The organism is Nonomuraea basaltis, assembly GCF_005893125.1.
Taxonomy (GTDB): Bacteria; Actinomycetota; Actinomycetes; order Streptosporangiales; family Streptosporangiaceae; genus Nonomuraea; species Nonomuraea basaltis.
In genome coordinates, this window is record NZ_VCJS01000002.1 from 90511 (window position 1) to 116029 (window position 25519).

General features: G+C 72.1%; 22 protein-coding genes. 12 read left to right on the top strand and 10 right to left on the bottom strand.

Annotation, left to right across the window (positions count from 1 at the left end):
• Positions 1-124 precede the first annotated feature (124 nt).
• The gene (locus EJK15_RS01275; RefSeq protein WP_138708466.1) at positions 125-1249 is read left to right on the top strand and encodes an amidohydrolase family protein; all 1125 of its coding nucleotides are present in this window, start codon (positions 125-127) and stop codon (positions 1247-1249) included.
• A 13-nt stretch (positions 1250-1262) separates the two neighbouring features.
• On the opposite strand, the gene EJK15_RS01280 is transcribed toward EJK15_RS01275, so the two are convergent.
• Positions 1263-2429, bottom strand: coding sequence for an ROK family transcriptional regulator (locus EJK15_RS01280; RefSeq protein WP_206060590.1), 1167 nt, complete (start codon positions 2427-2429; stop codon positions 1263-1265).
• 122 nt (positions 2430-2551) lie between these two features.
• Between EJK15_RS01280 and EJK15_RS01285 the strand changes: the two genes are divergently transcribed.
• The 4 genes from EJK15_RS01285 to EJK15_RS01300 are packed head-to-tail and all read left to right on the top strand — an operon-like array spanning position 2552 to position 6394.
• Entirely contained in the window at positions 2552-3643 is a 1092-nt protein-coding gene (locus tag EJK15_RS01285; RefSeq protein WP_138708467.1) for a sugar ABC transporter substrate-binding protein, read from the top strand.
• Positions 3644-4372: an ATP-binding cassette domain-containing protein gene (locus EJK15_RS01290; RefSeq protein ID WP_138708468.1), complete on the top strand. Its 729-nt coding sequence runs from the start codon at positions 3644-3646 to the stop codon at positions 4370-4372. It begins immediately after the preceding gene.
• A complete protein-coding gene (locus tag EJK15_RS01295) occupies positions 4362-5549 on the top strand; it encodes a sugar ABC transporter permease (RefSeq protein WP_138708469.1) in 1188 nt (395 codons plus the stop codon). Before EJK15_RS01290 ends, EJK15_RS01295 begins: the two co-directional genes overlap by 11 nt.
• Positions 5546-6394 carry an ROK family protein gene (locus EJK15_RS01300; protein WP_138708470.1) on the top strand — a complete coding sequence of 283 codons (849 nt, stop codon included), beginning with the start codon at positions 5546-5548 and terminating at the stop codon, positions 6392-6394. The genes EJK15_RS01295 and EJK15_RS01300 overlap by 4 nt, the downstream gene beginning before the upstream one ends.
• An 18-nt stretch (positions 6395-6412) precedes the next feature.
• Here EJK15_RS01300 and EJK15_RS01305 read toward each other — a convergent pair whose 3' ends face one another.
• The gene (locus EJK15_RS01305) at positions 6413-8098 is read right to left on the bottom strand and encodes a DEAD/DEAH box helicase (protein ID WP_138708471.1); all 1686 of its coding nucleotides are present in this window, start codon (positions 8096-8098) and stop codon (positions 6413-6415) included.
• Positions 8099-8441: 343 nt separating this feature from the next.
• Here EJK15_RS01305 and EJK15_RS01310 point away from each other — a divergent pair, with 343 nt between their 5' ends.
• On the top strand, positions 8442-8882 hold the full coding sequence (locus EJK15_RS01310) for a PPC domain-containing DNA-binding protein (protein WP_206060591.1): 441 nt from the start codon (positions 8442-8444) through the stop codon (positions 8880-8882).
• Positions 8883-8907: 25 nt separating this feature from the next.
• Positions 8908-10191: an alpha/beta family hydrolase gene (locus tag EJK15_RS01315; protein WP_138708473.1), complete on the top strand. Its 1284-nt coding sequence runs from the start codon at positions 8908-8910 to the stop codon at positions 10189-10191.
• Between the two features lie 97 nt (positions 10192-10288).
• Here the strand turns inward: EJK15_RS01315 and EJK15_RS01320 are convergent, their stop codons facing one another.
• Both EJK15_RS01320 and EJK15_RS01325 read right to left on the bottom strand, forming a co-directional pair.
• The gene (locus EJK15_RS01320; protein WP_138708474.1) at positions 10289-10870 is read right to left on the bottom strand and encodes a carboxymuconolactone decarboxylase family protein; all 582 of its coding nucleotides are present in this window, start codon (positions 10868-10870) and stop codon (positions 10289-10291) included.
• Between the two features lie 282 nt (positions 10871-11152).
• Positions 11153-11707, bottom strand: a complete 555-nt coding sequence (locus EJK15_RS01325; protein WP_138708475.1) for a TetR/AcrR family transcriptional regulator — start codon at positions 11705-11707, stop codon at positions 11153-11155.
• Between the two features lie 225 nt (positions 11708-11932).
• Here EJK15_RS01325 and EJK15_RS01330 point away from each other — a divergent pair, with 225 nt between their 5' ends.
• Both EJK15_RS01330 and EJK15_RS01335 read left to right on the top strand, forming a co-directional pair.
• Positions 11933-12676 carry an SDR family NAD(P)-dependent oxidoreductase gene (locus tag EJK15_RS01330; protein ID WP_138708476.1) on the top strand — a complete coding sequence of 248 codons (744 nt, stop codon included), beginning with the start codon at positions 11933-11935 and terminating at the stop codon, positions 12674-12676.
• 327 nt (positions 12677-13003) lie between these two features.
• Complete coding sequence (locus tag EJK15_RS01335; protein WP_138708477.1) at positions 13004-13972, top strand: CapA family protein; 969 nt, start codon at positions 13004-13006, stop codon at positions 13970-13972.
• Positions 13973-14062: 90 nt separating this feature from the next.
• Here the strand turns inward: EJK15_RS01335 and polX are convergent, their stop codons facing one another.
• The 3 genes from polX to EJK15_RS01350 all read right to left on the bottom strand — a co-directional run bounded on the left by polX (position 14063) and on the right by EJK15_RS01350 (position 18464).
• Positions 14063-15781 carry a DNA polymerase/3'-5' exonuclease PolX gene (polX, locus tag EJK15_RS01340; RefSeq protein ID WP_138708478.1) on the bottom strand — a complete coding sequence of 573 codons (1719 nt, stop codon included), beginning with the start codon at positions 15779-15781 and terminating at the stop codon, positions 14063-14065.
• 83 nt (positions 15782-15864) lie between these two features.
• Positions 15865-17808, bottom strand: a complete 1944-nt coding sequence (locus EJK15_RS01345; RefSeq protein ID WP_138708479.1) for an aconitate hydratase — start codon at positions 17806-17808, stop codon at positions 15865-15867.
• Between the two features lie 101 nt (positions 17809-17909).
• The gene (locus EJK15_RS01350; RefSeq protein ID WP_138708480.1) at positions 17910-18464 is read right to left on the bottom strand and encodes a TetR/AcrR family transcriptional regulator; all 555 of its coding nucleotides are present in this window, start codon (positions 18462-18464) and stop codon (positions 17910-17912) included.
• A gap of 114 nt (positions 18465-18578) precedes the next feature.
• Between EJK15_RS01350 and EJK15_RS01355 the strand changes: the two genes are divergently transcribed.
• The gene (locus EJK15_RS01355) at positions 18579-19226 is read left to right on the top strand and encodes a class I SAM-dependent methyltransferase (RefSeq protein WP_138708481.1); all 648 of its coding nucleotides are present in this window, start codon (positions 18579-18581) and stop codon (positions 19224-19226) included.
• Positions 19227-19236: 10 nt separating this feature from the next.
• On the opposite strand, the gene EJK15_RS01360 is transcribed toward EJK15_RS01355, so the two are convergent.
• Entirely contained in the window at positions 19237-19836 is a 600-nt protein-coding gene (locus tag EJK15_RS01360; RefSeq protein WP_138708482.1) for a TetR/AcrR family transcriptional regulator, read from the bottom strand.
• A gap of 122 nt (positions 19837-19958) precedes the next feature.
• Between EJK15_RS01360 and EJK15_RS76100 the strand changes: the two genes are divergently transcribed.
• Together EJK15_RS76100 and EJK15_RS01370 are read left to right on the top strand one after the other, a co-directional pair.
• A complete protein-coding gene (locus EJK15_RS76100) occupies positions 19959-21035 on the top strand; it encodes a Gfo/Idh/MocA family protein (protein ID WP_138708483.1) in 1077 nt (358 codons plus the stop codon).
• Positions 21032-21841: an NAD-dependent epimerase/dehydratase family protein gene (locus tag EJK15_RS01370; protein ID WP_138708484.1), complete on the top strand. Its 810-nt coding sequence runs from the start codon at positions 21032-21034 to the stop codon at positions 21839-21841. Before EJK15_RS76100 ends, EJK15_RS01370 begins: the two co-directional genes overlap by 4 nt.
• A 105-nt stretch (positions 21842-21946) precedes the next feature.
• Here the strand turns inward: EJK15_RS01370 and EJK15_RS01375 are convergent, their stop codons facing one another.
• Together EJK15_RS01375 and EJK15_RS01380 are read right to left on the bottom strand one after the other, a co-directional pair.
• Positions 21947-22900, bottom strand: coding sequence for a sigma-70 family RNA polymerase sigma factor (locus tag EJK15_RS01375; RefSeq protein ID WP_138708485.1), 954 nt, complete (start codon positions 22898-22900; stop codon positions 21947-21949).
• A gap of 42 nt (positions 22901-22942) precedes the next feature.
• Positions 22943-25489, bottom strand: coding sequence for an ATP-dependent Clp protease ATP-binding subunit (locus tag EJK15_RS01380; protein WP_138708543.1), 2547 nt, complete (start codon positions 25487-25489; stop codon positions 22943-22945).
• Between the last annotated feature and the right edge of the window lie 30 nt (positions 25490-25519).

A 25519-nucleotide genomic window follows, 5' to 3' on the forward strand; every position in this document is an offset into this window, starting at 1 on the left:
CCTTATTGGCGGGCGGCTCCCTTGACGACGGTGCCGTCGACGGGCCGGTCCATGCGCGGGAGTCCGCATCGATTGAGTAGGGCATACTCAGGCGCTTCCGGCGCGGCTCTGGGACGGTGGCCGCATGCTCGCAATACGTGCTCGCCGTCTCTTCGACGGCCGGGAAATGCACGACGACCAGGTGGTGACCGTCGAGAACGGGCGCGTCGCCGACATCGCCGGCGACGGGCCCGCCACGGTCGACCTGGGTGATGTCACGCTGCTGCCCGGGCTGATCGACTGCCACGTCCACCTGGCCTTCGACGCCGGCCTCGACGTCGTGGGGACGCTGGAGCAGCCGGGGCTCGCCGACCGGATGCGATCGGCCGCGCGGCGGCACCTCGCGGCCGGTGTGACCACGGTGCGCGACCTGGGCGATCGGGACTATCTGGCGCTCGGGCTCGGCCTCGGGCTCGACGGGCCGGAGATCCTTTCCGCCGGGCCGCCGATCACCCCGCCCAAGGGGCACTGCTGGTTCCTGGGCGGGGAGGCGGCGGGCGAGCAGGGGGTGCGCGAGGCCGTACGGGAACGGGCGGCGCGCGGCGTACATGTGATCAAGATGATGGTGACGGGCGGCGAGATGACGCCGGGCACGCACTCGCACCGGCTCCAGTACGGCCCCGCCGAGCTGAAGGCGGCGGCCGACGAGGCCCACGCGCACGGCCTGCCGATCACCGGGCATGCCCACTGCGCGGAGGGGATCACGCACGCCCTGGAGGCCGGGTTCGACTCGATCGAGCACTGCTCGTTCTTCACCGAGGAGTCCTACGAGGTGGACTACGGGCTGATCGCGCGGCTCGCCGCCTCCGACGTCGTCGTGTCGCTCACGGCGGGGCTGGCGCCGAGCCCGGTGCCGCCGCCACCGCGCATCCAGCAGCGGATCGCCGGCATGATGGAGGGGCTGCGCGCCATCAACGCCGCCGGGGTGGACTTCGTCATCGGGACGGACGCGGGGATCGCGCCGCCCAAGCCGCACGGGGTGCTGCCGTACGGGGCGGAGATGCTGGTCGAGCACGGGTACGCGGCCGTCGACGTGCTGCGATCGATCACCTCGGTCGCGGCCCGGGCCTGCCGCGTGGGAGAGCGCAAGGGCAGCATCGCGCCCGGGTTCGACGCCGACCTGCTGGCCGTGGCGGGCGATCCGCTGGCCGACATCACCGCGCTGCGGCGTCCGCTGGCCGTCTACCGGATGGGGCGACCCTCCGCCTGACGCACGCCGACCTTCATAGGCGGGCCTCGAAGATGAGCTCCCAGGCCCGCTTCCTGGCGCGGGCGACGGCGCCGAGCAGCACCCCGCTGTCGCCGAGCGCGCTCGCCACCACCTGCGGCCGGAGCGGACCCAGCGCGGCCACGCGGCGCTCGATCGCGCCGCCGAGCAGATCGAGGTTGCGCCCGACGCCGCCGCTCAGCACGATCACCTCCGGATCGAGGACCGCCGCGACCGCGACGACCAGCCCGCCGATGCGCTGCCCTTCGGCCTCGACCACGGCCAGGGCGGTGGGATCGCCCCGCCCGGCCGCCTCGAAGACCTCCTTCGCGCTCCCCAGGTCGAGCCCGGCGGCGCGGGCCGCACGCACCACGCCGGGCGCGGACGCCACCGCCTCGGTGGAGCCGTGCTCCAGGGCGTCCGGGCCCCCCGCCGCGGCCGGGTCCTCGGTGGCAGGCAGGTACGACACCTCACCCGCGGCTCCGCGGGCGCCGACGTACAGCTCGCCGTTGACCACGATGCCCATGCCCACTCCGGTGCCGATGGAGACGAGCGCGAAGTGCTGCTTGCCCCTGCCCTCGCCGTACGCGTGCTCGCCGACGGCCGCGAGGTTGATGTCGTTCTCGATGAGGAGGTCTGACTCGAGCGCGGAGCGGAGATGCTCGACCAGGTCGGCGCCCGGCAGGTTGTAGGCGAACTCCAGCCGTCCCGCCACCGGGTCGTAGACGCCCGGCGTGCCGGCGACGGCACAGGTGATGGCGGACCACTCCAGGCCGGCCTCCGCGGCGGCCGCGTGGGCCAGCTCGCGTACGTGGCGGGCCAGGTCGGCCGTGTTGCGGGCGTCGTTGCGGCCGTCCTTGCGCCCTGCGAACGTGCCCCTCAGGTCGGCCACGGCGACGCGGTTCCAGTCGCGCCCGATGTCGATGCCCGCCACGTGCGCGGAGCCGGCGTTCATGTCGTACAGCGAGGTCACCGGTCCCGGCCGGCCGGACACCTCGCCCACCAGGTGGACCAGCCCGTCCTCCGCCAGCCCGGCCAGCGCCGCCGAGACCGTGGGCTTCGACAGCCCCGTGACCTTGGCCAGGTCGGCGCGGGACGCCGGGCCGTGGTCGTGCAGCCGGTCGAGCAGGCGCCGCTCGTTCATCACCCGCAACAGCCGCGGGTTCCCCAGCTCACCACGCACTCCGGCCTCCTTCTTGATGTGAACCAACGAAAGGGTAGCCAACGCCCTTGATAGTAAACTACCTTTCTTACCACCATAGTGGGTTGCCGACGCCGGCGAATCCGCGCGAAAGGAACAATGCGATGCACCGAGGATGGAAGGCGCTTCCCGCCGTGGCGGTCCTGCTGGCCGCCGCCTGCGGCACCGGATCCGGCGGCGCAGGCGGCACCTCGTCCGCCGTCCCCCAGGAGGAGGCGGCGACGATCGCCCTCTTCCTGCCGGAGTCCAAGACCACGAGATACGAAGCCTTCGACCGGCCGCTCTTCGAATCGAAGGTCAAGGCCCTCTGCCCCGCCTGCAAGGTGCTCTACGGCAACGCCGACCAGGACGCCGCCAAGCAGCAACAGCAGGTCGAGGCCGCGCTCACCCAGGGCGCCGACGTGCTGGTGCTCGACGCGGTCGACGCCGCCGCGGTGGCCCCGCTGGTCAACCAGGCCAAGCAGAAGAAGATCCCGGTCATCGCGTACGACCGGCTGATCTCCGGCATCGGCTACGACTACTACGTCTCGTTCAACAACGTGCGGGTCGGCGAGATGCAGGGCCAGGCGCTGCTCGACGCGCTCGCCGCCAAGGGCGGCACGGGCAAGGGCCAGATCGTGATGATCAACGGCGCCCCGACGGACCCGAGCTCGGCCGACTACAAGAAGGGCGCGCACAACATCCTCGACGGCAAGGTCCAGATCGGCAAGGAGTTCGACACGCCGGACTGGAGCCCGGACAAGGCCCAGCAGCAGATGGAGCAGGCGATCACCGCGCTCGGCCGCGACACCGTCGTGGGCGTGCTGTCCGCCAACGACGGCATGGCCGGCGGCGCCATCGCGGCGATGAAGCGCGCCGGCTACACGGAGCTCCCGCCGATCACCGGCCAGGACGCCGAGCTCGCGGCGGTCCAGCGGATCCTCACCGGCGAGCAGTACATGACCGTCTACCTCGACATCAGGGCCGAGGCCGAGAAGTCCGCCGAGCTCGCCGTCGCGCTCACCAAGGGCCAGGGGCCCGCCGCGCCCACCAAGGTCAACAACGGCACCGCCGACATCCCCGCCTTCCTCCTCGACCCCATCCCCGTCACCAAGGACAAGATCAAGGACACGATCGTCAAGGACGGGTTCTACAAGGTCGCGGACATCTGCACCCCCGAGGTCAAGGACGCGTGCGCGAAGGCGGGCATCCAGTAGATGTTCTCCGTCACCGGCATCTCCAAGACGTACGGCGCGGTCCAGGCCCTCGACGGCGTGAGCCTGGACCTGCGCGCAGGGGAGGTCGTGGCCCTCGTCGGCGACAACGGAGCCGGCAAGTCCACGCTCGTCAAGGCCCTGGCCGGGGTCATCACCCCCGACACCGGAACGATCACCGTGGACGGCCGTCCCGTCAGGATCGCCACTCCCCGCGACGCCCAGGCCCTCGGCGTCTCCACCGTCTACCAGGATCTCGCCCTCTGCGAGAACCTCGACGTGGTCGCCAACCTGTATCTCGGCGCCGAACGCCGCCGCTGGTCGGTGCTCGGCCACCTCGCCATGGAACGCGCCGCCCGCGACCTGCTGACCTCCCTCGACGTGCGGATCCGGGACATCAGAGTGCCCGTCGCGATGCTCTCCGGCGGCCAGCGCCAGTCCGTGGCCATCGCCCGGGCCCTGATCGGCGAGCCTCGCCTGGTCATCCTCGACGAGCCCACCGCCGCTCTCGGCGTGGAGCAGACGGCCCAGGTCCTCGACCTGATCGGCCGCCTGCGCGACCGGGGCCTCGCCGTGCTGGTCATCTCCCACAACCTCGCCGACGTGCGGGCGATGAGCGACCGGGTGGTCGTGCTCAGGCTCGGCCGCAACGCCGGCGAGTTCCCCACGGCCGACGCCTCCCAGGAGGCCATCGTCGCCGCGATCACCGGAGCGAGCACAGATGAACGCTGACACGCTGGCGCGCAGGCCGTACACGCCGAAGGAGGCGGTGGGGCGGCTGCGACGCGGAGACCTCGGAGCTTGGCCGGTCGCCGCCGGGCTCGTCGTCATCGCGGCCGTCTTCGGCACGCTGAACGAGCACTTCCTGTCCCCCGAGAACCTCACCAACCTCGCCCTGCAGCTGGCGGCCACCGGCACGATCTCGCTCGGCATCATCATGGTGCTGCTGCTCGGCGAGATCGACCTCTCGGCGGGCTCCGTCAGCGGCCTGTGCGCGGTCGTGATGACGATCCTGTACGTCAAGCAGTCGTGGAACCCCGTGGCCGCCATCGCGGTCGCGCTCGCGGCGGCCGGCGCCATCGGCCTGCTGCACGGGCTGATGCACACCCGGCTGGGCATGCCGTCGTTCGTCGTGACGCTGGCCGGGCTGATCGGCTGGCAGGGGCTGCTCCTCTACCTGCTCGGCCAGGGCGGCACGATCAACCTGCCGTTCGACGGGTTCGTCTCGAAGCTGAGTGACACATGGCTGCCGGCGTGGCTCGCCTGGGCTCTGGTGGCGGCGCTGGCCGGTGGCTGGGCGGCGGCCGCGACGATCGGCAGGCGGGCGCGGCGGGCGGCGGACCTGCCGGCGCCTGCGGGGTACCTCACCGCGCTGCGCATCGGCGGGATGGCAGCGGTGCTCGCGGGGACCGTCGCCATCCTGTCCGCCGACCGGGGCGTGCCGCTGCTGCTGGTCATCTTCGGGGCGCTGGTGATCGCGCTCGACCTCGTGTTCAGGCACACCGTGTTCGGCCGGTGGACGTACGCGGTGGGCGGCAACGCCGAAGCCGCCCGCCGGGCCGGGATCAACGTGACCGGGATCCGGGTGATGGCGTTCGTGCTGGCCTCCGTGCTCGCCGGATTCGGCGGGATCCTCGCGGCCAGCCGCCTGTCCGCGGTGAACCAGGCGTCCGGCGGCAGCGACATCCTGCTCATGGCCATCGCCGCCGCGGTGATCGGCGGGACGTCGCTGTTCGGGGGCCGTGGCCGGCCGTACGCGGCGCTGCTCGGCATCCTGGTGATCCAGTCGATCACCAACGGGATGCTGCTGCTCAACGTGGACTCCTCCGTCAGGTTCATGGTGACCGCGGCGGTGCTGGCCCTGGCCGTGGCGATCGACTCGGTCGCCCGCAGGGGCAGCGCCAGGTGAGGCGGGTCCTCGGCATCGACGTGGGCGGCACGAAGATCGCCGTCGGCTTGTCCGGCGCGGACGGGCCCGAGATCGCGACGAGGGTACGCCTGGAGACCGGCGAGAACCCCCTGGCCAGAGCTCTGCAGGCGGCCAGGGGGCTGGATCGCGCCCCGGCCGCGGTGGGCTTCTCGACCTGCGGGGTGATCAGTGGCGGCCGGGTGCTGCTGGCGCCGAACGTACCCGGCTGGAACGGCCTGGAGCTGCCCCGGCTGCTGCGCGAGGAGTACGGGAAGATCCCCGTCGCGATCGGCAACGACGTCAAGGCGGCGGCCGTGGCGGAACTCCGCTGGGGAGCGCTCCGCGGCGTCTCCACCGGCCTCTACCTCAACCTGGGCACCGGACTGGCGGCCGCCCTGGTCGTCGGCGGGCAGGTGGTCGACGGTGCGCACGGCGCGGCGGGCGAGATCGGCTATCTGCTCGCCGAGCCCGGCGAGCCGTCCTTCGCCGACGGGCACGCCCCACTCGAGGAGCGCTTCTCGGGCGGGGCGCTGGTCGCGCACGGCTCCACCCTGCTGGGCCGTACCGTGCCGGCGGGCGCCCTGTTCGGGCTGCCCGAGACGGCCGTGCTCGTGGACGAGGCGCTGCGCACGCTGGCCATGGCCGTCGCGAACCTGTGCGTGGCCCTGGACCCGGAGCGCGTGGTGGTGGGCGGCGGCATGATGGCCGAGGGGGCACGCATCCTGCCGCCGCTGACGCGGGAGGTGCGGCGCGTCGTGCCGTTCCCGCCGGAGCTGCGAGCCGCCCGCTTCACCGACGACGCCCCGCTGCTCGGCGCCCTGGCCCTCGCCCACGCCCTGATCTGAGCCCGCCCGCTCGCGCGATCAGCGCCTTTCGCGCATGTCGCGCTCGCGGCGGACGGTTGGCCGCCTTCCCTTGATGGTGGTCCGCCGGAGGGCGGCGATCACCTCGTCGGCCGCGTCCTGCGGCACCTCCACCAGCGAGAACCGGTCGGCGATCTCGATCGCGCCGATGTCGCGCCCGCTCAGGCTCGACTCGCCGGCTATCGCGCCCACCAGGTCCTGCGGCCGGATCCCCGCGCTGCGTCCCAGGCTGAAGAAGAGGCGGGCCATTCCACCCGCCGGGGCACGAGCAGCCCGCTCCCTGCCGGGGCCGGCCTCCCGGCGCCCGCGCCCCTTGTCCACGGTCCGCGGGGCCACCTCGGGAATCTCCTGCTCGTCGAGTGCGGCCCCGCTGGACTCGTGCGCCAGCTTGACCGCGGCGAGCGCCACCTCCATGAGATCGAACTCATCGGTGAGCGACTCGACCACCACGTGGAAGGGCCCGAGGTCGTCCTGAAGGAGGCATTCCTCCAGCGCGGCCCGGGTCAGCTCCATCCGGCGCGCTTGCAGGTCGGCGACGGTCGGCAGCCGCTCCACCGAGATCCGCTGCCCGGTCACCCGCTCGATGGCCTTGAGCATGCGGTGCTCGCGCGGCTCGGCCAAGGTCAGCGCCACGCCTTCGCGGCCGGCGCGGCCCACCCTGCCGATGCGGTGCACGTACGCCTCGGGCGCGGACGGGACGTTGTAGTTGACGACGTGGGTGAGTTGCTCGATGTCGAGACCTCGCGCGGCCACGTCGGTCGCGATGAGCAGGTCTGCGGTCCCGCCCCGCACCCGTGACATCACTCGGTCGCGTTGCTCCTGGTCCATCCCACCGTGCAGGGCCTCGGCGCGGTGGCCGCGCCCGTTCATGGTCTCCGTGAGCTGGTCGACCTCGTCACGGGTGCGGCAGAAGACGATCGCCGCGGCCGGCGCCTCGATGTCCAGCAGGCGCCCGAGTGCGGCGGGTTTGTGCGCCCTGGCGACCAGGTACGCGCTCTGCTCCACCAACGGAGTCGTCTGGCCGCCCTCCGCCGCCTTGTGCCCCATTTCTATCCGGACGGGGTCGTTCAGGTGACGGCGGGCGATCCCATCGATGCGCGGCGGAAGGGTCGCGGAGAACAGCACGGTCTGGCGATCCTCGGGAGTCGAAGCCAGAATCGCCTCGATGTCGTCGGCGAACCCCATGTCGAGCATCTCGTCCGCCTCGTCCAGCACGACGGTGCGCAGACTTTCGAGGTCGAGCGTCCCCCGGCCGATGTGGTCGAGGGCCCGTCCCGGTGTCGCGACCACGACATCCACCCCGCGCTTGAGCGCCTGCAACTGCCGGCCGATGGGTGCTCCGCCATAGATCGGCAGGACCCGGGCACCCATTTCGCGGCCATACCGGTGGAACGCCTCCGAGACCTGAATGGCCAGCTCCCGGGTGGGCACGAGAACCAGCGTCACCGGCCCGGCAGCCCCCGGCCCGGCCATGCGCTGCAGCACGGGCAACGCGAACGCCGCGGTCTTGCCGGTGCCCGTCGCCGCCTGCCCGAGCAGATCACGCCCCTCCACCAACGGGGGGATCGCCTCCCGCTGGATCGGGGTGGGCTCCTCGTAGCCCAGAGCGGACAGCACCTGCAACAGCTCAGGTCGTAGCCCGAGATCGGCGAAGGTGGCCTCGCCGCCGGTTTCGTTCATGGTCATCGCCGACTCCTCACGGACTCCCACGGCTACGTCGACAGCCCCTGCTGCCGGGGCGTGGCAATCGCCGCCGCCTGCCATAGTCCCATCTGCCCTGAGTACAGGCTGCAACCGAGACCCCCGCTCAGGCCGTCCCCGGCCGCTCACTGCCCCATTCCACCGGGGAAAAGCCGGCCTGCTGATCCGGATGTGACAGTCCTGACCTGCGGGGTAGCGCCGCTCTGCGATGACCTGCGTCGTCGCCGGAGAACCGGGGAAACACATCGCCTCTCCCGAGTGATGCGACCTTGCTCACGGTCCGATGTTGGCTTCTCGGACCTCTGGGCAGGGTGCCCTCATGCAGGCCATGCGGCTTTCCACCGAGGATGAGCAGACCTACGCGGTCATCCTCGAATCCGGCGACGAGGCGGTGGACTGCCTGACCAGGTGGGCTGCCGAGAGCGGCATCCGGGCCGCGCGGTTGACCGGGATCGGCGGGTTCCGGCGGGCCACCCTGGGCTTCTTCGACCCGTCGACCAAGGATTTCCGCCGGATCTCGGTCGATCGGCAGACCGAGGTGCTGGCCCTGGTCGGCGACTTCGCCATGGCCGAGGACGGCAGTCAGCCGCAGCTGCACGCCCACGTGGTCGTCGGGCTGCCCGACGGCGACGCGCGCGGCGGCCATCTGCTCGCCGGGGAGGTGTGGCCCACCCTGGAGGTGATCGTCACCCAGTCGCCCCGATATCTGCGCCGCCGCCACGATCCACGTACCGGACTGACCCTCATCGACCTCGACGCCGGCACCTGAACCGAAACAGCTGGGGGGATCGACCATGTTCGCCGACCGCACAGACGCCGGACGCCGCCTGTCCGCCCGGCTCGAGCACCTGCGTGGGCAGGATGTCGTGGTCCTGGGACTGCCGCGCGGCGGGGTGGTGGTCGCCTTCGAAGCGGCCCAGGCGCTGGGGGCGCCGCTGGATGTCATCCTGGTCCGCAAGCTCGGCGTGCCGATCCAGCCGGAGCTGGGGTTCGGGGCGATCGGCGAGGACGGCGTACGCGTCCTCAACCCGGACATCATCCGCGCCGCCCGCCTGAGCCCGGAGGACATGGCACGGGTGGAGGAGAACGAGCACGCGGTGCTCCGGCGCCGCGCCGAGCAGGTGCGCGCCGGGCGGCCGAAGGTTTCCCTGACCGGCCGGACCGCGGTCATCGTGGACGACGGGATCGCCACCGGATCGACCGCCCGCGCGGCGTGCCAGGTCGCCCGGGCCCAGGGCGCCTCCCGCATCGTCCTGGCCGCGCCGGTGTGCCCGCCGGAGGCGGCCGAGCTGCTGCGCGCCGACGCCGACGAGGTGATCTGCCTGGAGACGCCCGCCGACCTCGGCGGCATCGGCCTGTGGTACCACGACTTCCGCCAGGTCGGCGACGACGAGGTCGCGGACCTGCTGCGCCGCGCGGGCGACCGGCCGTACCGGGAGGAGGAGGTACGCGTGCCGGCAGGGGCCGCGGACCTGCCCGGAACGCTGGTCCTGCCGGACGGGGCCGACGCGATCGTCGTGTTCGCGCACGGCAGCGGCAGCGGCCGGCGCAGCCCGCGCAACCGCTACGTCGCCGGGGTGCTCAACCAGGCCGGCCTGGGCACGCTGCTGTTCGACCTGCTGACCGGCGCCGAGGGGGCCGATCGGCGCAACGTCTTCGACATCGAGCTGCTCGCCGAGCGGCTGCGGCAGGCCACCGCCTGGCTGCGCGAGCGGGCGCCTGCCGCCCGCATCGGCTATTTCGGCGCCAGCACCGGCGCCGCGGCGGCGCTGTGGGCCGCCGCCGGCCGGGAATCCGGCGTCGCCGCCGTGGTCTCCCGGGGCGGACGGCCGGACCTGGCCGGTCCTCACCTGGCCGCGGTCACCGCCCCCACGCTGCTCATCGTGGGCCAGCACGACGAGGCGGTGCTGGAGCTGAACCGGTCCGCGCAGCAGCGGCTGGGCGGCGAGAGCCAGCTGGAGATCGTGCCCGGCGCCACCCATCTGTTCGAGGAGCCCGGCGCTCTGGAGCGCGTGGCCGAGCTGGCCAGTGACTGGTTCGCCCGCCACCTCCTCCGCAGCCACGCGGGATCGAGGTGAAGCACGAAACCGGGTCATCCCCCTTGACAGACCGCTCGCATCCGGGCGCGGGACTGACCTGCTGCCCCTTGTCCAAGGCCCGTAACCTGAGGAACGATCAAGCGCGATCGCCGGTATGGCCCTCCCCCGCGAAGACCCTCAGCTGAAGGGCCAGCGTGGCGTAGTAGCCGACCAGCGTCGTCAGCTCGAACAGGCCCCGCTCCCCCAGCGCCGCCACCGCGTCGCCGTACTCCTCGTCGGTCAGGGCGCCCGCCCCGGTCAGCGCGGCGGCGGCCCGTACGGCGGCCGTCTCGCCCGGGTCGGGCAGCTCGGGCAGCCGGCCCTGGCGCAGCGCGGCCAGCTCGGCCTCGGTCAGGCCGCATGCCCTGCCCACGGCCTCGTGCGCCTGGCGTTCGAAGTCGCTGCCCCAATGCGCGGCCACGACCAGGATCGCCAGCTCCCTGATCCGGTCGGTCAGGACGGAGCGGTAGCGGACCGCCGCTCCGACCGCCTGCAGGGCCAGGCCGACGGACGGGCTCAGCAGCATGGCGTTGAACGGGCCACGCAGCCGCCCCTCCTCGTCGGTGAGGGCGAACACCTGCGGTCCCGCGGCCCGGGGTCCGCCCGCGATGGCGCGGTAGACCTCGGCCTGCTCCTCGTCCAGGTCGCCGGGCAGCAGCCCAGGCAGCCGCGCGGTCATGCGTGCGTCCTGCCACCGTCGATGTGCAGCACCTGGCCTCCAAGGTCATCGCGTGAACGGACGCGACGATGATGCCAGACGCATGGGGTGCCACGGGCGCCCGGATCCAGCCGGCCGCGCGAGGTGAGGCCGGAGATCGTCGATAGGGACGGAGGAGCCGCGCGCTCAGACGGCGAACAGCAGGGCCGCGCTGATGAGGACGACGACGGCGGTGGCGAAGTGGATGCCGAACGCGGTCGCCTTGGTCCCGCCGTGGCGCAGGACGGATCGTCGAGGCGCGAATCAGGCGTCGAGCCCCTCCCGGAGCAGCCTCCACACCCGTTCCGCGGTCGCCGGCCGGTCGGGCGCCGGGGTCTTGCCGAGGACTCCGGCCAGCATGCCGACCGCCAGGACCAGGTCCTCGGCCGTGGCGTCCGCGCGGATCTCACCAGCCTGCTGGGCCTTGGTGAGCACGCCCGCCAGCAGCTCGGCCACGCGGTCGCGCACCTCGATCATGCGGGCGTCGATCGGGCCCACGGTGACCATGTCGATGAACGCGGTCGAACCGATGGCCTGCTCGGTGATCAGGGCCAGCACGTCGTCGAGGACGATCCCGGGCTGGGCGGCCAGCGCCTCCAGTTCGGCGACACCGTCTTCGAACACCGCCAGCGCGAGGCTGATCCGATCAGGGAAGTGCCGGTAGAGACTACCCTGGCCGACCCCGGCGACGCGGGTGACCGTGCTGAGCGGCGCGTCGTACCCGGCCGTGGCGAACACCTCGCGGGCCGCCGCTATCAGCGCCGCCCGGTTCTCCGCCGCGGCACTGGGTCCTCTGTTGGTTCGACGCACATCAGGCATAGCCGCCACGGTAGCAACCGGACAATGTTGTCCGGAAATTTGGCCGCCCCGACGGCTCGACACGCGCAGGTGGCAGCGGTTACGGTATGGCAACCGGACAATAGTGTCCGGTTATGAGAGGCATGTCGCCGGCAACACGGTCATGGGTCACAGCTGCCCAGGCTCAGCGCACCCGTCGCTGTCCGGCCCGGTACACGGCGAACGCCCGATCGAAAGGACGAACCCTTGAGCGACAACCGCATCAGCCTGGTCACCGGAGCGGGCTCCGGGATCGGCAGGGCGATGGCCATCGCGTTCGCCAAGGCCGGAGGCCGCGTGGTGGTCTGCGACGTCGACCCGGACAGCGCCGAGCGCACCGCCGCGGACCTCGGCGACTCCGCCATCGCGGTCGCCGCCGACATCTCGGACGAGGCGTCGGTCGCCAGGCTGGTCGAGACCGCGATCAGCACGTACGGCCGCATCGACGTGCTGTGCAACAACGCCGGGATCATGGACACCATGGCCCTGCCCGCCGACACCACGGTCGAGATGTGGGAGCGGGTCCTGCGGATCAACCTGACCGGCACGTTCCTGGTCACGCACGCCGTGCTGCCGCACATGCTGCGCCAGGGCAGCGGCGCGATCGTCAACACCGCCTCGGAGGCCGGGATCCGCGGCGGCGCGGCGGGCGTGGCCTACACCGCGTCCAAGCACGGCGTGGTCGGCCTGACGCGCAGCGTGGCCTGGGCGTACGCCAAGGACGGCATCCGCTGCAACGCCATCCTGCCCGGTCCCACCATGACCAACATCGCCACCAACGCCACCTTCGACCAGACCGGCGCGGCCCGGCTCGGCCCCGTGCTCGCCCTCGGCGAGCGCCTCGCCCAGCCCGAGCAGATGGCCGACGCCGCGCTCTTTCTCGCCTCCGACGCCGCCTCGTTCATCAACGGCGCGATCGTCCCGGTGGACGGTGGCTGGTCGGCGGCCTGACGGTCAACGATCGCGAGCCGCTCGCCGCCCGAGGAGGGCGGCCGGACCGTCCTGGGCGCCGAGTAGCCCCGCCGGCGCGCCGAGGTCATCCGCGCGAGAGCTGGACCTCGAGGACGGCCTTGCCGTGCAATCTGCGGCCGACCAGGGCGTCCGTGGCCTCCGCGACCTTGTCCCAGGCCCCGCGCCACGAGATCTGCGCGTCCAGATCGCCGAACGCGACGCGGGTGTCGAGCCAGGTCAGGTCCGGGGCCGATCCGGTGCAGCGCGCGGGCGAGGCGGAGCCCGCCGGAGGCGTTTGAGCACGCCGCCCCGAGGCAGGGGATTCCTGTGACCGTCACGCTCGCGCTGGCAGGTGACACGATGCTCGGCCGCGGCGTCGCCGACCTGCTGGCCATGTCCACCGACCCGGCCGAGTACCTGTCGGACGGCGTCCGCGCCCACCTGTCCGAGGCCGACGCGGTGCTGCTGAACCTCGAATGCTGCATCTCCGACCGCGGAACCCCATGGGCGGCACCCGGCAAGCCGTTCCATTTCCGCGCACCGCCGCAGGCCGCGGACCTGCTCGCCGAAATCGGCGTCAGCTGCGTCACGCTGGCCAACAACCACGCGCTCGACTACGGCCATGACGCGCTGCTGGACACCCGCGCGCATCTCGAACGCGTGGAGATCCGCGCCGTGGGCGCGGGCGCCGATCAGGCCCAGGCGCGGCAGCCGGTCGTCCTCGCCGTCCGCGGACTGCGGATCGCCGTCATCGGCGCGACCGATCATCCGGCGGACTACGCGGCCTTGCCCGACCGGCCGGGTGTGGCCTACGCCGACCTGCCCTCCGGCGTGCCGTCCTGGCTGACCGGCACGGTGGCCAGGATGCGGGCCGAAACGGATGCCGTGCTGGTCATCCCCCATTGGGGCCCCAACATGACGGCCGCTCCGCAGCCCTACATCCGCGCGGCCGCCGAGACCCTGGTCGAGTCCGGAGCGACCATGGTCGCCGGCCACTCCGCGCACGTGGTCCACGGTGTCGCGCCGCCCGTCCTGTACGACCTGGGCGACTTCCTCGACGACTACATCGTGGACCCCGACCTGCGCAACGATCTGTCACTGCTGTTCCTGGTGACGGTCGACGACATCGGCCCGATACGGCTGCGCGCCATACCGATCAAGCTCGAGTACTGCCGCACCGTCCTGGCAACCGGCGAGGAGCGCTCCTGGCTGGCCCAGCGCTTCACCAAGGCGTGTGCGGACCTCGGCACCACCGCCACGTGGGAGGACGACCTGCTGATCACGGACATGCGCTGACCCGCGTTCACGCACCCGCCCATCGCCGGCCGGATCCAGCGGCTGGAGTCCATGGCCGGGCTACCGCGCTCCTCTTCACCGGGCTGGTCTTCACCGGTTCTTGCGGAGGAAGGCGGTGAGCCGGTCCAACGGCCAGGTGTTGATCACGTCCTCCGCGGTGAGCCAGCCGCGCTGCGCCGTGCCGATGCCGTAGCGGATGTTGGCCAGATGGCCGATCGCGTGGGCGTCGCTGTCGACGGCGAACCTCACCCCGTACGACCGGGCCCGCCGGATGAGCTCGGCGGCCAGGTCGAGGCGGTCGGGGAAGGCGTTGATCTCCAGTGCGGTGCCGGAGCGGGCACACGCCTGGAAGACCTGGTCCCAGTCCGCGTCGATCGGCGGCCGCCGGCCGATCAGCCGGGCGCTGGGATGGCCGATGATGTTGACCCGCGGATTCCGCGCGGCGCGGACCAGCCGCCGGGTCGTCTTCGCGCGCGGCAGGTCGAAGTGGGAGTGCACCGAGGCGACGCACAGGTCGAAATCGGCCAGCACGTCGGGCGGCCAGTCCACCTCGCCGTCGGGGTCGATGTTGAGCTCGATGCCGTGCAGCAGCCGCAGCCCGGCCGTGCCGTCCAGCCGGCGCAGCCGCTCGCGTTGCGCCGTGGCCTTGTCCAGCGTCATCTGCTGCATGTACAGGTCGGGCCCATGGTCGGTGACGGCGTAGTACGCGTACCCGCGCTCGGCCGCGGCCGCCACCATGTCCTCGAGCGGCGCGTGGCCGTCGGTGAGATCGGTGTGGGTGTGCAGGTCACCGCGCACATCGGCCTCCGTGACCAGCTCGGGCAGCTCCCCGGCCAGCGCGGCCTCGATCTCGCCGGTGTCCTCGCGCAGCGTCGGCGGGATCCAGGGCAGGCCGAGCCGCCGGTAGACCTCCTCCTCGGTCTTGGAGACGATCTTCTCTTCGGTGACGGCGTCGAACACGCCGTACTCCGACAGCTTGAGCTTGTGGTGGAGGGCGATCTCGCGGGTGCGGATGTTGTGCGCCTTGGCGCCGGTGAAGTACTGCATGGCCGCGCCCCACGCGTCCGGCGGCACCACCCGCAGGTCCACCTGCAGCCCCTGGACGGTGCGTACCGAGGTCTTCTTGTCGCCACGGACGATGACCTCGCTCACCTGGGGGAGGCCGGCGAAGGCGTCCATCAGCACCCTCGGCCGGTTGGAGGTCGCCAGGACGTCGATGTCGCCGATGGTGTCCTTCATCCGGCGCAGCGACCCGGCGTAGTCGCATCGCCGGCAGCCGTGCACCGCCTGGAGTGCCGCCACGACATCCTCCGCAAGCGGCATGGCCACGCCCAGGTGGACCCGCTCGCCGGCGTCGCGCATCAGGGCGATGCCGTGCAGCAGGTTCTCCTCGGTCTTGGGGCCGAAGCCCGGCAGGCCGTGCAGGGCACCGGCCTGGATGGCCGCCTCCAGGCGTTCCGGTGAGTCCACGCCGAGGTGCCGGTGCAGCTCCATCGCCCGCTTGGGCCCGAGCGTCGGGATGTGGGTGAGCGCGCGGACCCCGGCGGGGACGCGGCCGCGGAGCTCCTCCAATTTCGTCATGGTGCCGGAGCTCAGGTATTCGGCGACCTTGGCGGCGATCGACTCGCCCACGTTGGGGATCTGCCTCAGCGCGCCGGCGTCGTAGCCGGCGATGTCGTCCGGATAGGCGCCTATCGACCGGGCGGCCTTCTGGTAGACGCGGATCTTGAAGTCCTCGTGACCGGTGATGGCGAGCAGGTCGGCGTACTCCTCCAGCACAGCGGCCACGTCGTCGTTGGTACGTGCCATGCGAATCATCGCCTCCCTCCTGAACTCCCCTATCCCGAAATCTCGGCAAATATCCGGATGAAGGGACTGGGCCGGCGTGGCGCTTACCTGTGTACGGCGCTCCTGACCTGGGGAATCCAGCCGCCGGCCAGGACCATGGCGCGCTGGCGGGGGGACAGGCGATGCCGGAGGAGGACGCCGTCGGCGGTGATCTCGCTCCCGGTCTCCACCGCCTCGCGCAGCCCGTCCAGGCGCAGCTCGGCGCCCGCGGCGAGCCGGTCGTAGTCGGCTTCGTCGGCGAACTCCAGCGCCAGCACGCCGAAGTTGGCCAGGTTCTGCCAGTGGATCCGGGCGAAGGACTTGGCGATGACGACCCGGAGCCCGAGGTGGCGGGGGACGATCGCGGCATGCTCGCGGGAGGAGCCCTGCCCGTAGTTGCGCCCGCCGACGATGGCGTGCGGCCCCGCGGCGCGGGCCCGCTCCGGGTAGGTCTCGTCGATCTGGCCGAAGGCGAAGCCGGCGAGCGCCGCGATGTTGCTGCGGTACGGCAGCGCCCGGGCGCCCGCGGGCATGATCTCGTCGGTGGAGACGTCGTCGCCCACCTTCAGCACGATGGGCAGGGTGAGTGAGTCGGGCAGCGGATCCAGCTCGGGCAGCGAACCGATGCTGTCGGCCTTGACCAGGGCGACCTGGCGGGCCCGCTCGATCGGCAGGGGCGGCTGGAGCGGGCCGGTGATGGCACTGACCGTTCGCGGCGGCCGTACATCCGGGTACTCCAGGCCGAGGGCGCGCGGGTCGGTGATGGCGCCGGTGAGCGCCGCCGCGGCGGCGGTCTCGGGAGAGCAGAGCCAGACCGAGTCGTCGCGGGTGCCGGAGCGGCCGGGGAAGTTACGGGGGAAGGTACGCAGGCTGTTGCGGCCGACGGCCGGGGCCTGGCCCATGCCGATGCAGCCCAGGCAGCCGGTCTGGTGAATACGGGCGCCCGCCTCGACGAGCGCGGTGATGGCGCCGCTCTTGGCGAGGTCGGCCAGGATCTGCCGGGAGGTCGGATTGATCTCCAGCGACACCTGCGGATGCACCTGCCGGGCGCGCAACATCTCCGCCACCACCAGGAAGTCGCGCAGCCCCGGATTCGCCGATGAGCCCACCACCACCTGGTGGACCGGCTCACCGGCCGCTTCGAGTACCGGGACCACGTTTCCCGGCGAGCCGGGACGCGCGATCAGTGGTTCCAGCGCCGACAGGTCGATCTCGTCCTGCAGGTCGTATCCGGCGTCCGGGTCGGCCGCCAGCTCGACGTGGTCGCCGGCCCGTCCCTGGGCGTCGAGGAACTCCAGGACCCGCTCGTCGGAGGGGAACACCGACGTGGTGGCGCCCAGCTCGGCGCCCATGTTGGCGATCACGTGCCGGTCCATCGCGCTCAGCGTGCCCAGCGCCGGGCCGTGGTATTCGATGATCTTGTGTACGCCGCCCGACACGCCCTGGCGGCGCAGCAGCTCCAGGATGACGTCCTTGGCGCTCACCCAGTCCGGCAATTCACCCGTCAGCCGTACTCCCCAGATCCGCGGCATGGTCACGTACAGCGGCTGCCCGGCCATGGCCATCGCCACCTCCAGGCCGCCCACGCCGATCGCCAGCATGCCCAGCGAGCCGGCGGCGCAGGTGTGGGAGTCGGCGCCGGCCATCGTCTTGCCCGGCACGCCGAAGTACTGCATGTGGGTGGGGTGGGAGACGCCGTTGCCGGGTGGTGAGTACCAGATCCCGTAACGCTGGCAGGCGGAGCGCAGGAACAGGTGGTCGGCCATGTTGCGCTCGTCGGACTGCAGCAGGTTGTGGTCGACGTACTGGGCCGCCAGCTCGGTGCGTACGCGGTCCAGGCCCAGCGCCTCCAGCTCCAGCATCACCATGGTGCCCGTGGCGTCCTGAATCAGGGCCTGGTCGATGCGCAGCCCGATCTCCTCGCCCGGCCGCATCTCGCCGCCGACCAGATGCGCGCTGATCAGTTTCTGGGCCAGGTTCACCGGTCCACGCCCCTCGGCGCGAGCCATCCGCGTCCCCCATTCGCCGCTCGTGAGCCGTGGCCGACTACCCGGGGCGGGCGCCCGCAAACCCGCGCCGAGGGCTCGGGCCTGGAGGTTCTCCGCGTGAGCTACTCCTGGCCCAGCACCGCCCGCACCCCGGGCGCGACCGCCGCGCGGAAGGCGGCGTCCAGCTCGGCGGGCGAGGCGGAGGTCTCGCCGTCCACCGACGCCCGCAGCAGCCCCATGAAGGCGCCGACCACGCAGATCACCAGCAGGTCGAGCGAGGCCGGCGCCCGGGCGCCCGCGGCGGCGAGCTCGCTCCTGACGATGCCGCTGAGCAACTGCTCGCCGCGCGCCACCACCAGGCCGCCGCTGCGCCGTCCCAGCAGCGCCCGCACGAGCTGCCGCTGCTCGCACACGTGCTCGAACATCGGCAGGCTGAACGCGAACAGCTCCCCTGGGCGGATGGCGGGTGCGGGATGCAGGAAGGCGAGCTCGTCGAGGTTGCTGAACAGCACGTGCTGCTTGTCGGTGAAGTGGGCGTAGAACGTGGACCGGCCCACGTCCGCGCGGTCGATGATGTCGGTGACGGTCACCGCGTCATAGCCCTTCTCCAGGATCAGCGCCACGAGCGCCTCCTGGACGGCCCGCCGCGTGCGCCGTACCCTCCGGTCTCCGGACATTTTCCCGCTTCCTGTTCAGTACGGCACAGCACGGCCGATCTGCTCGTTGACCCCTCCTCATTATGAACGCATCATTCATAACTGAACAGGTTGTTCGATTCTGGAGGCAATGCCATGGGCCTGGGAAAGCTGCTGCACAACCACTCGGAACACGTCGACGCGGGCGGCACGATCGACCATCCACGGGCGTACGAGATCTTCGCCTCGATCGGCTTCCTGGGCGGCCGCCGGGCCGCCTTCGCCCGCGTGGCCGCCACGGCCCGGCCGCGAGCCGGCGATCGGGTCCTGGACGTCGGCTGCGGCACCGGCTACCTCAGCCGGATCCTCTCCCCCGTCGTCACGCCCAACGGCCAGGTCACCGGCATCGACCCGGCCCCCGCGATGATCGACTACGCCACCGCTCACGCTCCGGCCAACTGCGCTTACGTGGTGGGGGAAGGTCAGCGCCTGCCGTTCCCCGATGACTCGTTCGACCTGGTGGTCTCCAGCCTGGCCGTGCACCACATGCCCGCCGATGCCCGGCCCGAGGCGATGCGGCAGATGTTCCGGGTGTTGCGGCCGGGCGGGCGGCTGCTCATCGCCGAGTTCCGCCCGCCGGTCAACCGCCTGGCCAGGCACATCGTCGGCGTGCTGTCCGGTCCCGCCATGCGGCACGACCCTCGCGACCTGCTGGGGACCATGATCCCGGATGCCGGGTTCGAGGTGGAGTCCGAAGGCGACCTGCCGTACCTGCTGTACTACGTCCGCGCCACACGGCCGTAGAACCGGTGAATCAAGGTCCGGTGCTGGGGGCCGGCGGGAGGAGGGTGCGCAGGGCGAGATCGGCGACCTGGCGCAGCTCGTCACGGGTGTGCCCGCCGGCCGCCTGCACCGCGATGCCGTCCGTGACGGTGTGAACCAGCCGGGCCAAGATGGCCGCGTCGTACCCGTCGGGCAGGTCAGGGGCACCCTCCAGGCGCCGCCGCAGGGCCGTCTCACCGGCCATGCGGCACGCGACGGCCGCGTCGCGAACCGGCGCCGAGTCCGGGCCGCACGCGTGCACGCTGTTCACGCTCAGGCATCCCCGCGGCGCGTCCGGGCCGGAGGTCAGCTCGACGGCCCCGTGGACCAGCCGTTCGACGACCTCCCGGACGGTGGGCGCCGCCAGCGCGTCGGCGGCGAACGCGCCAGGGCCGCTGACGTAGCGCTCCAGCGCCTTGACGAACAGCTGCTCCTTGTTGCCGAAGGCCCCGTACAGGCTGGGCCGGTTGATGCCCATCGCCGCGGTCAGGTCCGACAGCGAGGTCCCTTCGTACCCCTGCCGCCAGAACACCTCCAAGGCCCGGTCGAGCGCGGCGTCGGCGTCGAAGGCGCGCGGGCGTCCGCCTGGCATGCCGTACCTCCTCCGGGTTTTCTACCTCCGCGTTTTTTACCTATCGGTACGTTACCTCTTGAATCCACGCCGCGCCTCCCCTAGTTTCATACCGACCGGTATAAAACTGGAGGGCGGACCACGTGATCAAAATAGGAATCGTCGGCGCGAGCGGCTGGGCGAGCGTGTCGCATCTGCCGGCGCTGGCGGGGTTGGCCGAGTTCCAGGTCACCGCGGTCGCGACGACCAACCAGGCGAGCGCGGACCGGGTCGCCGCCGCCTTCGACGTGCCGCTCGCGTTCGGCGACGCGGGGGCCCTGATCGCCCATCGCGACGTGGACCTCGTCGTGGTGTCGGTACGGGCGCCGCGGCACGCGAAAGTGATCAGGGCCGCGCTGGAGGCGGGCAAGCACGTGCTCTCCGAATGGCCGCTGACCGTGGACCCGGCAGAGGCGGACGAGCTGGCCTCGGCCGCCTCGGCCGCCCGGGTGGCGAACGCCGTGGTCCTGCAGGGCTACCACTCACCGGACGCCCGCTTCGTCGCGGACCTGGTGGCCGGCGGCCGGATCGGACGGCTGGAGTCGGCCATCATGGTCGCCTCGGGCGGCTCCCTCGGCGGTGCCGCCATCGCGCCGGAGCTCGCGTGGGGCGCCGATCCCGCCGGCGGCACCTCGGTCCTGACGATCATGGCCGGGCACTTCCTGGCCACGCTGGAGCGCATGGTGGGAAGCCTGGTGGAGGTGGCGGCGCGGCTGCCCCGGCTGTACGACCGGGTCGAGGTCGCCGGGACCGGCCAGACGATCGCCAACGGGGTGCCGAACCAGGTCCTGCTCCACGGGACGCTGGACGGCGGCGCCACCGCGTCCGTCGCCGTGCACGGCGCCGGCGGCGCCCCCGACGGGTTCTTCGTCAAGCTCGTCGGCTCCGAGGGCGCGCTGACCGTCACCCCCGCCCGGCCGGGGAGCTACCTGCACTGGACCGACTGGGACATCCACGTCGGCGCAGAGCGGGTGGACGTGCCCGAGACGTACCGGACCGTTCCCTTCCACCCGGCCGACGGCCCCGCCGCGAACATCGCGGCCCTCTACCGGGACCTCGCCCGGGCGATCGGTGAAGGCCGCGACCCGCACCCCGGCTTCCGCACCGCCGCCCGCCACCACCGGCTGATCGCGGCCATCGAGCGCGCCGCGCAGACCGGTGTCAAGAAGGAGATCGCATGAAAGTCCTGATCATCGGCGCCACCGGCCACATCGGCTCGGCCGTGACGGCCGCCTTCGAGCGGGCCGGGCACGCGGTCGCCGTCCTGCGGCGGCCGGACGGCCGGGCCCCGGCGAAGGGACGCCTGCCGGTCGAGGGGGACCTCACCGATCCGGCCTCGCTGACGCGCGCCGCCCAGGGGTTCGACCGCGTGGTGCACGCCGGTCCGCCGCTCGGCGAGCAGGCCGACCTGGCCGGGGTGGACGCCCTTATCGCCGCCGGCGTCCCGGTCGTCCACACGACCGGCGCCGCCGTGCTGGGCGGCGGACCGGTGGACGAGGACAGCGCGCCCGACCCCCACCCGATCGTGGCCTGGCGAGCGGAGGCCGAGCGGCGCGTCCTCGCCGCAGGGGGCCAGGTGATCAGGCCCGGCATGGTGTACGGCAACGGCGCCGGCATCGTCCCCGGCCTCCTGGCCCGCAAGGCCGCCGAGCGCGGCACCGGCCTCTACATCGGCGAGCCGGGAGTGCGCTGGCCCGTCGTGCACGTGGAGGACCTCGCCGGCCTGTACCTCGCCGTGGCCGGCCGGGCCGCGCCGGGCACGGTCTGGCACGGCATGAGCGAGACCGTGCGCCTGGACGCGATCGCCGCCGTCCTCGGCGGAGGCCGTGCCGAGTCCTGGCCCCTCGCCGAGGCCAGGGCCGAGCTGGGCGGCCTCGCCGACCTGTTCACCCGGGACCAGGACGTCTCCTCGGCCAAGACCAGGCGGCTCCTCGGCTGGAATCCCGCCCGCACGTCGCTGCTCGACTGGCTGCGCGAGACCCGCTGAGCTCCCGGTCGACTGGATGGAGCGAGCTCCGCTGAGCCCCGGTCGACTGGCTGTGCGAGACCCGCTGAGCCCCGGCCTGTGCGCGCCGTCGCGGTGAGGGGCCGATCAGCTCGCCCAGTCCAGCAGGGGTTCCACCTGCTCGGGACGGCGCAGCGAGCGCAGGGCGCGCTGTTCGAGCTGGCGTACCCGCTCGCGGGTCACCCCGAGCCGGTCACCGATCTCCTGGTACGTGTGCGTCCTGCCGTCGTTCAGCCCGTAGCGCAGCGTGATGACGAGGGCCTCCCTTTCCGGCAGGCGGTCGACCAGGGCGCGCACTTCCTCGGCGAGCGCCCGGTGCTCCATCACCTCCGACACCGGCGAGACCTGTGCGTCGGCGATCAGGTCGCCGATCCGGGTGTCCTCCTCGCCTCCCAGCGGGGTGTCCAGGCTGACGACGTCGCGGCTCAGCGCACGCAGCCGCGCGAGTCCCTCAAGGGTCAGCTCGGCCGCCTCCGCGAGCTCCGCGTCGGCCGGCTCGCGCCCCAGCCGGACCTCCAGCTCGCGTTCCAGCCGGTTGACCTTGGAGACCTGCTCGACGACGTGGATGGGCAGGCGTACGGCGCGGCTCTTGTCGGCCAGTCCGCGATCGATGAACTGCCGGATCCACCACATCGCATAGGTGGAGAACTTGTAGCCCTTGGTGTGGTCGAACTTCTCCACCGCCCGAATCAGTCCGAGGTTGCCCTCCTGGATGAGGTCCAGCAGCGGCCAGCCGCGGTGGTAGTACTTCTTGGCGACCGACACCACCAGGCGGAGGTTCGCCCGCAGCATGTGATCCTTGGCCGCCTCGCCGTCCGCCGCGACCGCCTCCAGTTCCTCGTCGGCCCTGCCCTCGTCGAGGAGGTGGCGGGCGTACGCTCCCGCCTCGATGCGCTTGGCGAGCTCCACCTCCTGCTCGGCGGTGAGCAACCGCGTCCTGCCGATCTGACCCAGGTACTGTCCCAGCAGGTCCGGCTCGTCATACGGCTCGTGCGGCTCGGCCCTGCGCATCACGGCCACCCCCTCGGCGTCGGACCCCATACGCCTACCCGGTCAGGCGGCTACCAGGCACGGGCCGTCCGATCAGAGGTAGGGCCCGGTCTCGGGCGGCTGTTCCCGGTCCAGGCGCGCCTCGGGACTGGTCAGGACGTCCGGCTCGATCTCCGGACTCGGCTGCGTCCCCTGATCGAGAACCGTGATCGCCAGATCACCGTCCCGCACGCCGACGTGCGCCCGCTGGCCCGGTTTGAGCGTGCCGTCCAGCAGCAGCCGCGACAGGGTGTTGTCGAGCTTGCGCTGGATGGTGCGGCGCAGTGGCCGGGCGCCGAAGTGCGGCTGGTAGCCCTCGTGGGCCAGCCAGTCGACGGCCGCGGGGTCGACCTCCAGGGTGACGTCCTGGGCATGCAGCCGCCGCCGGGTGTCCTCCAGCAGCAGGACCGTGATCTGCCGCAACTGCTCGGCGCCCAGCCGGTGGAAGATGATGGTCTCATCGACGCGGTTGAGGAACTCCGGCCTGAACCGCTGCTGCAGCAGCCGCATGAGCCGGCCGCGCAGCCCGCCGGCGTCCTCTCCGGGATGACCCATGATGAGGTCGGCGCCGATGTTGGACGTCATGATCAGCACGGTGTTCCTGAAATCCACCGTACGGCCCTGCGCATCGGTCAGCCGCCCGTCGTCCAGCACCTGCAGCAGCACGTTGAACACGTCCGGATGGGCCTTCTCGATCTCGTCCAGCAAGACCACCGAGTACGGCTTGCGCCGCACCTGCTCGGTGAGCTGACCGGCCTCCTCGTACCCCACGTAGCCGGGTGGCGCCCCGACCAGGCGCGAGACGGTGTGCCGCTCCTGGAACTCGCTCATGTCCAGCCGGATCATCCGGTCCTGCTCGCCGAACAGCGTCTCGGCCAGCGCCCGGGCGAGCTCGGTCTTGCCCACGCCGGTGGGCCCGAGGAACAGGAAGGAGCCGATCGGCCGGTTCGGGTCGCTCAGCCCGGCGCGGGAGCGGCGCACGGCCTCGGCGACCGCCGCCACCGCCTCGTCCTGGCCGACCACGCGCTGGTGCAGGTGCTCCTCGAGCGCCAGCAGCCGGTCCTTCTCCTCCTGGGTGAGCTGGGCCACGGGGATGCCGGTGGCGCGGGAGACCACCTCGGCGATCTCGTTCGGGGTGACCTCCGGCACGCCCCGGCGACCGCCGCGCGCCTGCTCGATCCGCTGCTCGAGCTCGGCGATCTCGTCGCGCAGCTCGCGGGCCCGCTCGTAGTGCTCACTTGCCACCGCCTGGTCCTTCTCGCGCCGGCACTGGTCGAGGCGCTGCTCCAGCTCGCGGGTGTCCTTCGGGGTGGTCTTGGAACGCAGCGCCACCCGGGCTCCCGCCTGGTCCATCAGGTCGATGGCCTTGTCGGGCAGGAACCGGCTGGAGATGTAGCGGTCGGCCAGCTCCGCCGCCGCGACCAGCGCGTCGTCGGTGAACTTGACCTGGTGGTGGGCCTCGTACCGGTCGCGGAGCCCACGCAGGATCTCGATGGTGTCGGCGACGCCCGGCTCGGGGATCAGGATGGGCTGGAAGCGCCGTTCCAGCGCGGCGTCCTTTTCCACGTGCCAGCGGTACTCGTTCAGCGTGGTCGCGCCGATCACGTGGAGCTCGCCGCGGGCCAGGGCCGGTTTGAGCATGTTCGAGGCGTCGATGGCGCCCTCGGCGCCGCCCGCGCCCACGACCGTGTGCAGCTCGTCGATGAAGATGATGAGCTCCTCGGCGTGCGCGCGGATCTCCTCCATGACCTTGGTCAGGCGCTCCTCGAACTCACCCCGGAACTTCGTCCCGGCCACCATCCCGGGCAGGTCCACCTGGATCACGCGCTTGTTCTTGAGCGTCTCCGGCACCTCGCCGTCCACGATGCGCTGCGCCAGTCCCTCGACGATCGCGGTCTTGCCGACGCCCGGCTCGCCGAGCAGTGCGGGGTTGTTCTTGGTCCGCCTCGACAGCACCTCCACCGCCTGGGCGATCTCGTCGTCCCGCCCGATCACCGGGTCGATGCCGCCTTCGCGGGCCCTGGCGGTGAGGTCGTCGCCGTACTGGTCGAGCGTCGGGGTGCTGCTGGGCGGCCGGCGACCGGGGACCGGTTCGGCCTCCGCGCCCAGCGACTGCGGGGTGACGCGCGAGCCGCTCAACAGCCGGCCGGCCATCGACTGCGGGTTGGCCGACAGGGCCAGGACCAAGTGAGGCGCCCCGATGTACGACGCTCCCGTGGCGTGCGCCAGCTGCCGGGCGTCCAGCAACGCCCGCTTGGCCGCGGGGGCGAGCGGTATCGGTCCCTCGCGCGGCTCGCGCTGCTCAGCCGCCTCCTCCACCGCGCGGGCGATCGCCGCCGGATCGGCCCCGGCCTGCTCCAGCGGCCCTCGGGTCGCCTCCATCCGGGTGGCCGCCCACAGCAGGTGCTCGGTGTCGAGATAGTCCGCCCCCCACGAGGTCGCGCGCTCCGCCGCGGTCCGCAGCAATTCGATCGCGTCCTCGCTCAGCAGGCGGCCGAGGTCCACCCGCCGGGCGAACCCCGGCCGGCCGAAGCCGAAGAACCGGGCCAGGAGATCGTCCATCGGGCCGAAGCCATAGGGCCAGTACTCGCCGCTGGTCATGCTCATCCTTTCCCATCCTCACTCGCCCGC